General features: G+C 69.3%; 8 protein-coding genes and 1 pseudogene. 8 read left to right on the top strand and 1 reads right to left on the bottom strand.

All coding sequences use genetic code 11. The features are described 5' to 3' along the window. A pseudogene (locus H4N64_RS39695) lies at nucleotides 1-225 on the bottom strand (acyl-CoA desaturase); the annotation flags it as partial. A 493-nt stretch (nucleotides 226-718) separates the two neighbouring features. Here H4N64_RS39695 and H4N64_RS39690 point away from each other — a divergent pair. From H4N64_RS39690 to H4N64_RS39655, 8 genes are all read left to right on the top strand, one after another. After that, nucleotides 719-1,066 carry a hypothetical protein gene (locus tag H4N64_RS39690; RefSeq protein WP_186287481.1) on the top strand — a complete coding sequence of 116 codons (348 nt, stop codon included), beginning with the start codon at nucleotides 719-721 and terminating at the stop codon, nucleotides 1,064-1,066. Between the two features lie 39 nt (nucleotides 1,067-1,105). Then, nucleotides 1,106-1,810 (top strand): DUF5994 family protein, encoded by a 705-nt coding sequence (locus H4N64_RS39685; protein WP_186287480.1) that lies wholly within the window; start codon nucleotides 1,106-1,108, stop codon nucleotides 1,808-1,810. Nucleotides 1,811-1,820: 10 nt separating this feature from the next. Then, a complete protein-coding gene (locus H4N64_RS39680; RefSeq protein ID WP_186287479.1) occupies nucleotides 1,821-2,096 on the top strand; it encodes a hypothetical protein in 276 nt (91 codons plus the stop codon). Nucleotides 2,097-2,136: 40 nt separating this feature from the next. Next, nucleotides 2,137-2,448: an STAS domain-containing protein gene (locus H4N64_RS39675; RefSeq protein ID WP_186287478.1), complete on the top strand. Its 312-nt coding sequence runs from the start codon at nucleotides 2,137-2,139 to the stop codon at nucleotides 2,446-2,448. Between the two features lie 294 nt (nucleotides 2,449-2,742). Continuing rightward, complete coding sequence (locus H4N64_RS39670; RefSeq protein WP_186287477.1) at nucleotides 2,743-3,984, top strand: PP2C family protein-serine/threonine phosphatase; 1,242 nt, start codon at nucleotides 2,743-2,745, stop codon at nucleotides 3,982-3,984. A 335-nt stretch (nucleotides 3,985-4,319) separates the two neighbouring features. Then, on the top strand, nucleotides 4,320-4,742 hold the full coding sequence (locus tag H4N64_RS39665) for an STAS domain-containing protein (protein ID WP_186287476.1): 423 nt from the start codon (nucleotides 4,320-4,322) through the stop codon (nucleotides 4,740-4,742). A gap of 56 nt (nucleotides 4,743-4,798) precedes the next feature. Then, nucleotides 4,799-5,410 (top strand): hypothetical protein, encoded by a 612-nt coding sequence (locus tag H4N64_RS39660; protein WP_336246930.1) that lies wholly within the window; start codon nucleotides 4,799-4,801, stop codon nucleotides 5,408-5,410. A 91-nt stretch (nucleotides 5,411-5,501) separates the two neighbouring features. Then, the gene (locus tag H4N64_RS39655; protein ID WP_336246928.1) at nucleotides 5,502-6,161 is read left to right on the top strand and encodes an ANTAR domain-containing protein; all 660 of its coding nucleotides are present in this window, start codon (nucleotides 5,502-5,504) and stop codon (nucleotides 6,159-6,161) included. Nucleotides 6,162-6,222 lie beyond the last annotated feature (61 nt).

The following is a 6,222-nucleotide window of genomic DNA, read 5'->3' as shown; positions in this document are numbered from 1 at the left end:
CGCGGGATGGATGAGATTCCCCCACATCAGCCATCCGGCCAGGCCGATCGCCACGAACGGCAGAACGACGATCACCGCCGTCACCGTGACATACAGCCGCTCACCGCCGTCGCGCGCGGGCGCCGGGCCGTCCGGCGGGAAGGGGGACGTCCCGTCGTAGCCCTGGGGCGGCGGGGCGGGGCGCGACGGTGTGACCGTCGTGGAGGTGTTCGGACTGAGTGGCATACGTGGCTCCTCGGCCTGGATGCGGATGGCGCGGCCGGGGTCACGGGCTGCCCATGTGATGGGAGTCGCGAGGAGGGGGCCGGACACCGGCTACGAAGCGCCTCGCTTTCTCCACCGTACTCCCGCACGCTCCGAGACGAGGCGGCCGGATCGCGTGGCATCGCGTTGACACGGACCGTGGCCGGACGTTGACTGGCAGCACGGTGCAGGGCCATGCCACCCCGGAACACACGGCGAGCATTCCGCCTTCCCGCCTCGCCCAGACCCCGCGGGAACCCACCTACCGGACAACAGTGAGGCCGGCCATGGCCGTTTCACGGACCATCAGGAACCAGGCGCAGACGATGAAGGGCAGGATCACGGAAGAGCTCGGCCGGGTCACCCGCAACAGGCGACTGCAGCGCCGAGGCAGGACCGACCGGGTCTCCGGAAGCCTGAAACAGGCCGCGGAGAAGGCCAAGGGCGCCTTCAGGCGGAACGGAAGCGACCCCCGATGATGTACGACCAGAATCGCGCCCAGCAGCCCGCGGACCGGACCCGGGGCCCCGCCGAGCGCCGTACCCCAGGACCGGAGCCGCTGCTCCCGACGGACGAACAGGACAAGATCGTCCAGTCCCTCCGGCACGCCCTCAACACCTTCGCCGACACTCCGCGCGAGGCGCTGGAAGAGGCCGAGAGCGCCTACGACGAAGCCACCGCCCAGCTCGTGATCGCCCTCGCGGAACGGCGGCGTCTCCTTCGCGCCGGCTGGCAGGACCGGGACCCGGAGGCACAGTCCGACGGACTGCGGCTCGCGCTGAGGCAGTATCGGGAGATCACCCAGCGACTGCTCCACATCTAGGCGGCCACTACTCCGCGCCGCGGCGGAGCGCGGAGTAGTGTGGACAGTACCGAGGGCATTTCGCACACCGGCTACCATGCCGGGTCGTTCTTGGCGAAAGATGAAACCCGGGCCGCCGCAGAGGCGGCCCGGAGACGGGTCCGCATCATGTCGGCGACCTTGCTTCCACCACTGCCGCAACCCGAGCCCGTCGCAGCCCCGGCCGCGCGTCTCGCCCTGAAGACCGACGGCACCTCCCGTGGACTCCTGGACGGTGCCTGGTGGCCCCGCTCCCGGGATCTGCTGAGTGAACTGCCCGCGCTGACCGACGTGTTGGACCCCTTGTGGGGCCGCATCACCCGCATCGCCGTCAACCCGGAGCACTGGCCGGTCATCCCCCACAAGGTTCCCGTGGACGGCCACATCGTCAAGGTCGGCTGGTTCACCCCGGAAATCGACCCGCACAAGCTGCTGCTGCTCTCCTACGGCACCGGCCGTTGGGACCTGCTGGTCATCCCGCCCGAGACCGGGGCGGAGTCGGCGGCCCGGCTGATGGCTGCCGCGTCCGACTACGACGGCCCGCCACTGACTGCGAGCGCGCTCATCGCCGCGGACGAGGCCCGGCACGGCGTCTCTGCGACCGACGAGCCACTGGACCCGGACGAGGCATGGGAGTACGAGAGCGGCGTCTCCGCGGTGGCCGCGGCGGTTCCGGAACAGACTGGTCCGCCCGGCCGGCCCAGTCGTCTGATCATCGGTATGTGAGGTGGCCACCATGAACGCCTTCCTGACGGCCGCCGCCTTCGTCGTCCTCATCGCGGCTGCGGCATACGTGATCCACCGGCTCAACATCCAGCACGCCGACAGAATCGCCGTGCACCGGTACAGCGCCCCCCTGCCCAGCCGCCGCGGCCGCGGCACCCCACAGCCCCCGGTGGGACCGGACCGGTCCGAGTCGCCGACCACCGGCGAACGGCGGGACCACCGCGACGGGGGCCGCGGCCGGTTCCCGCCGCGCCGCCGCCGCAGCCGTACGTCGCCGGGCCTATGACTGTGCGAGGAGCGGGCCGGGTCTCATGAACCGAGGCGTCATGACTCTTCCGCAGCTGAACATCTACCGGCACGACCGGGGCAGGCGAGCACTGATCACCCTGGCCGGTGAGATCGGCCCGGCCACCGCGCCCCAGGTGCGCGCCGCTCTGGAGCGGTGCCTGAGTGACGGCATCACCACCATCGACGTCGACCTGACCACCGTCGGCCTCTGCGACAGCAACGGCCTGAGCGTCTTCCTCGATGCGTCGCGGCACGCCGCCGAGACCCACGCGTCTCTGCGGCTGCACCACCCGTCCCCGCAGACCGCACGGCTCCTCACGGACAGCGGCTCCGATCTTCTGCTCCTGTGACCGCTCCGGGAGAGATGTGGTGCATACGGGACGGAGAGCCATCTGTTCCGACCGTGTGTGACATGCCGCGTCTGGCGTAATGGGCTGTTCGGCGCGGCCCGCCGCGTCACTCTGTGCGGGTTGATCGCGGTCGTGTCAGGAGCCCATGTGTACAGATCACGTGAGCGGGTCGAGCGCATCCGCCGTGACCGCAGGACGGACCGCGCGTGTCGGTGCGGGCGCTGGACTCGCGGTACGAGGTGAGCATGGACACGGCGGCCGAAGCTTCGACGACGCCGGTGCGGGAGTGCGGTTATGGCGGAAGGTGAGCGCCGACCCGACGAGGGCGTGCTGGACCGGTCGGAAGGGTTCGGTGAGCGGCTGCTGGGGGTGCTGCTGGACAGGGCACACGAGATGCCGCCGCAGCTGATCGCCCCGCTGATCGCGGAAGAGGTGGCCAGGGTCGGTGGCCGCGACGTCTCGATCCTGCTGCAGGACTACGGCCAGCTGGTGTTGGTGCCGTTGCCGGGTCGGCTGCTGATGGTCGGCGAGCCCGAGCCGATCGGTGACTCTCCCGCCGGCACAGCCTTTCTGCACGCGACCACTGTCGAGGTGCCGCAGTCCGACGGCGTCCGGATGTACCTGCCGTTGCTGGACGGCAGCGACCAGGTGGGTGTGATGGCCCTCACCCTGGACACCGTCGATGACGACGACCGGCGGCTGCTGCGCAGGCTCGCCGGCCTGGTCGCCGACATGCTGGTCACCAAGCACAGCTACACCGATCAGTTCTTCCTCGCGCGGCGCCGCGAACCGATGAGCGTGGCCGCGGAGATCCAGTGGTCCCTGCTGCCGCCGCTGGCGATGTCCGTCCCGCAGGTCGCGGTGGCCGGAATCCTGGAGCCCGCCTACGACGTCGCAGGCGACAGCTTCGACTACGCCCTCAACGAGGACATCCTGCACGTGGCCATGGTCGATGCGATGGGCCACGGCCTGGACGCCGCCACGATGGCGACCGTCGCCGTCGGGGCCTACCGGCACGCCAGACGTGCCGACATCGGCCTGTCCGAGATCTATACGTTCATGGACCGGGCCATCGCCGAGCAGTTCGGGCCCGACCACTTCGTCACCGCCCAGATGATGCGTCTGAACATCACGACGGGCCACCTGCAGTGGGTCAACGCGGGCCACCCCGCACCGCTGCTGATCCGTGACCACAAGGTCGTCCGGCAACTGGGAGGCCCGACCACCTTGCCCGTCGGCTTCGGCGGTGAAGAGCCCCGGATCAGCCGGCAGAGGCTCCAACGCGGCGACCGAGTGCTGTGCTTCACCGACGGCCTGATCGAGGAGCACGAAGCCGGCGAAGAACAATTCGGCGAAGAACAACTCATCCACTGGGTCAACCGCATCGAACACACAGAGAAGGGAGTACGAGCGGTGGTGCGCTCACTCTCCCACGCCCTGAAGCAGCAACGGGGCGGCCGCACCACCGACGACGCGACCCTCTTCCTGATCGAATGGCGAGGGGGCGCCGCCGACCACCTCGTGCTCCTGGAGTGAGCCGACAACCGCACAACCCACTGTCCATATCCTGGGATTGGGCTGCTTCGGACCGTACGTCACACGACGCGAGGACTACTCTGTTGTGTAGACGTCCCAGACCCCGGCGGCATGCTGTTGCTGAACACAGATGGCTGCGGGGTGCGGACTCTTCGTCCGTCACCCGGCGCTTCCCTGGAGGGAACTGGGTGGGTCCTCTGTCCTGCTGCGCAGGCTGTCGGACCGGCCGCGGCTCTGCCTCCGCCGAAAGTACGCTCCCTGCCGGGAGTGCACCCAGGGTGCCGGAACTCCGGCTCACCGTGCCGCTGCCGGATGGTCTTCCGAACCGAGGCGTCATGCCCTCACAGCTCACCGTCTACCGCCATGACCAAAGGAAACAGGCGCTGATCACCCTGTCCGGTGAGATCGACTTCGAATCCGCGCCGTTGGTGCGCGAGTCCCTGGATCGGTGCCTGCGGGACGGTATCCGCACCATCGACGTCGACCTCACCCCCGTCACCTTCTGCGACTGCAGCGGACTCAACGCATTCCTCCACGCTGCGCAGCAGACCACCGTGGCCGGTGGGACCCTGCGACTGCACCATCCGCCGACGACGCTGGTTCGGATTCTCGACCTGGCCGGCCGCGGGTTCCTGCTTCTCGACCTTCCGTTCGACCACCTGCCGCCTCCTGTCGGCGACACCCCGGCCGCGCCCCGTCCGGCCCCGCCGCACCGGTCTGTCCCGCTTGCGTCTGTTCTCTCGGGCGATGTGCGATGACGGCCGAACCCGGGCGGGGACAGTCACGGAAGCCGGGGGACGGCGAGCCGCCCGCCGTGGCTCCGGCGCGGTTGCGTCGGCTGAGCCGTTGGCTGGTGGATGGCCTGCGTGAGGATCTGGCGGGGCTGTATGTGGAGTCCCGTGCAACGCCGCCGGGTGATCCATACCGCCGTCCCAGCCGCCAGAACTTCCTGAACCGTCTCACCGTGGACATGCGCCGACCGGGATTCGCCATGGTGATCGCCGAGACGGACAGCTTGATGGGATGCGCCTTCGGATTCCCGGTAGGCGGCGACGGCTCCTGGTGGCTCGGCTTCGACGGAGCATTGCCGCGCAGCATCGAGCAACTCACAACATCCGGCAACGTCTTCGCGTTCGCCGCCATCCTGATCCGGCCGCACCCCCAGGACCGGGAACTCGCCCGTCGTGTGCAGGAGCGGCTGCTGACCGACCATCAGTCATCGCTCGGCGCCACCCTGGTGGACCGGGCCGATCACCCAACCCTCGCTGCGCTCAACTCCTGGGGGTGGCTGGACATCGGAGAGCTTCGCCGGCCGGCGGGCGCCACCACGTTCCGCGCGCTGGTACTTCCCTTCGGGGAACGCACCACGGCGAGACTGGAGAGCCTTGTCATGATGCCCGGAGACGGTGGCCCCAGTGGGGTCTGACAGGCGGTCGACCCGCATTCAGATGCTGGTGGCCGAGCAGGCGGTCCGACGAGGTGCCCGGGTGAGTGTGGTGGACGTATGCACCGCGGCCGTGGCCGCGCTGCCGGTCGGCGGGGCCGGGCTGTCGGCGATGTCCAAGACCGCGGCGAGCCATCCGTTGTGCAGCACCGACGACATCAGCGAGCAACTGGAAGAGCTCCAGCTCACGCTGGGAGAGGGGCCCTGCGTGGACGCCTTTGTACGCGGCTCGGCCGTCCTGACACCCGATCTGCTCTCCGCTGAACTTCAGGATCACTGGACCGTGTTCGCCGATGCGGCCCTGGAAGCCGGAGCCCGCGCGGTGTTCTCGCTCCCCCTGCAGAAGGGAGCGATCAGCCCGGGAGTTCTGGACCTGTACGCCAACATTCCGACCGTACTGAACACGGAGGAACTGGCCGACGCACTGGCGTTCGCCGATCTCGCGACGCTGCTCCTGCTCGACACAAGGATCGACGAGACGGGCGCGCCGCCCGACGGGCCGATGCCGGACCGCGGCTTTGAGGACCTGGGCGCATACCGAGCGGAGATCGACCAGGCCAGCGGGATGCTCACGGCTCAGCTCGGAGTCGGCATCGAAGAAGCCTTCGTGCGGCTCCGCGCCTACGCCTATGCGCAGGGACGCCGGCTCGCGGACGTGGCCGCCGACGTGGTGGCCCGACGGCTTCGTTTCTCCCCGGACACGGAGCCCGATCAGGCCGAGGAGGAAACCTGACGTTCGGTCCCGGCCGAGGAACGTGCCGTACTTCCCGCCTCTTCGGGCAGGGACTAGTCTC

Origin of the sequence: Streptomyces cupreus (assembly GCF_014257025.1) — a bacterium.
Lineage (GTDB): Bacteria > Actinomycetota > Actinomycetes > Streptomycetales > Streptomycetaceae > Streptomyces > Streptomyces cupreus.
The sequence above is the reverse complement of the archived record's forward strand: the minus strand, read 5'-3'. Positions and strand labels throughout refer to the sequence as shown.

Bases quoted from the DNA above. Each gene is read 5' to 3' on its own strand.
- H4N64_RS39690 (WP_186287481.1), top strand. From the start codon at position 719: ATGATGTACGACCAGAATCGCGCCCAGCAGCCCGCGGACCGGACCCGG.
- H4N64_RS39680 (WP_186287479.1), top strand. From the start codon at position 1,821: ATGAACGCCTTCCTGACGGCCGCCGCCTTCGTCGTCCTCATCGCGGCT.
- H4N64_RS39675 (WP_186287478.1), top strand. From the start codon at position 2,137: ATGACTCTTCCGCAGCTGAACATCTACCGGCACGACCGGGGCAGGCGA.
- H4N64_RS39670 (WP_186287477.1), top strand. From the start codon at position 2,743: ATGGCGGAAGGTGAGCGCCGACCCGACGAGGGCGTGCTGGACCGGTCG.
- H4N64_RS39665 (WP_186287476.1), top strand. From the start codon at position 4,320: ATGCCCTCACAGCTCACCGTCTACCGCCATGACCAAAGGAAACAGGCG.